The sequence below is a fragment of the Variovorax sp. 10N420 genome, from assembly GCF_056394705.1.
Genome location: NZ_JBFTIJ010000039.1, coordinates 1 through 1442 on the forward strand (window position 1 = coordinate 1; position 1442 = coordinate 1442).

General features: G+C 60.8%; 1 protein-coding gene. It reads right to left on the reverse strand.

Annotated features, from left to right (window positions below; genetic code table 11):
- Positions 1-662: 662 nt before the first annotated feature.
- Positions 663-1331 carry a hypothetical protein gene (locus tag AC1DEK_RS30100; RefSeq protein WP_478128986.1) on the reverse strand — a complete coding sequence of 223 codons (669 nt, stop codon included), beginning with the start codon at positions 1329-1331 and terminating at the stop codon, positions 663-665.
- Positions 1332-1442: the final 111 nt, after the last annotated feature.

Sequence of the window (1442 nt, forward strand, 5' to 3'; positions counted from 1 at the left end):
AGCAATCTTTTTAACACAGCTGAGTTAACACACCTGTGCCACTTTTAACACAGCTGAGTTAACACACCTGTGCCACAAAGGGCCGGCCTTTTTAACTCAGGTGGGTTAATAAACACGCTGGAGGAAATGCCCTGTACCGGCTTCGTTTAACGGTTGGGTGGTTCTGTGGCTGTAGTGGCCATGGCTCCCTCGAGGATGACCGGGACAGCAATTACCGGTGGCAGTCGTAGCGCCCAGGACCCCTCACTGGCTCCGTCAGGATGGCTCACAGAGCATGCGACGCTTCCCCAGACCGACCCCAAATTTAAGTTGGGGGGGTTTGGGGGGGCGTGCAACAACCCGTTTCCTACTCCACCATCAGGATGCGCTCTGCTCCTGCAGAGCAGGAGCAAACAGAGCAGAAACCCCACGAACCGCCACCGAGCCAGTAGGCTCCACAGCATGAGCAGAGACGAGATCCGGGAGCAGCTTTCGGAAGCGATCCTACGGTGCCGGAGGACAGCACGCAGGACCATGGAGTTGCCCCTGACGGCCGCAGAGCGAGACCAGGCGACGCGGGACGACGATGAGGCCCTGGGAGAGGTGTGGCGGCTCCTTCAGGAGCTGGGGTAGTCACAGTTCCAGTTGCCGCCGTTCGAGGTCACACGTAAAGCCTAGTGGCCTTACGGGATGGTGTGGCCGGTCCGAGTCTCCTTGAGCTGGTCCCTGCGCCTCCGCTGCGTATCGTACACGTCCCCGAAGTTGATCCCGGTGACCAGCGCATTGACGGCGGGCTTCACAGCGGGCAGCGTCGTCGCCTTGGCAACAAGGATCACTTGCTGATCGGGGGTGCCGTCGGAGTTGACCCCGTTGATGAAGGTCTGAAACGCGGTGGCGATCCCGGAAATGTCGAAGCTCTGGACGCGCCCATTCGACTGCACTGCCATGGACGGGCCCGGCAGGTACATGCGACCCTTTGCAGCGAGGCCACGGCTCAGCGCCGATGTCAGCGTCGCTACCAGAGTGGTCTGGGGCGCCTGCCGGTTGCCGCCAGCACTGCCCACGGGCGGTGTCCCGTAGGTGTGGTAGACGACGTTCAGTGGATCCCTGTGGCCTGTGGTGAGGATGTTTGCCACCTTGACCTGAGTCGTGATGTAGCTGTTGTTGATCTGCGTCGAGCCGCTGGAGAAGAAGGTAGCCCAGCGCGCTGCGATCGCGTCCACCTGAGCCTGAGTGGCCGTGCTGGTGTCGGCACTCTCGTCTCCCAGCCAAAAGCCGGTCTGCCAGATCTCGGCACCGGAGAAGCAAGTACCCGAGATCGTGACTCGCTGAATCGTGTGAGCGTACGTCATGGCCGATCTCCTTAACTATCCGGTGACTATGCGTATTGTGCCGGGTTCCCCTGGGGGTGGGAAACCCGGCTCAGGGAAGGCATATGACGAATATGCGGACGACCCATAAGG

Bases quoted from the DNA above. Each gene is read 5' to 3' on its own strand.
- AC1DEK_RS30100 (WP_478128986.1), bottom strand. From the start codon at position 1,331: ATGACGTACGCTCACACGATTCAGCGAGTCACGATCTCGGGTACTTGC.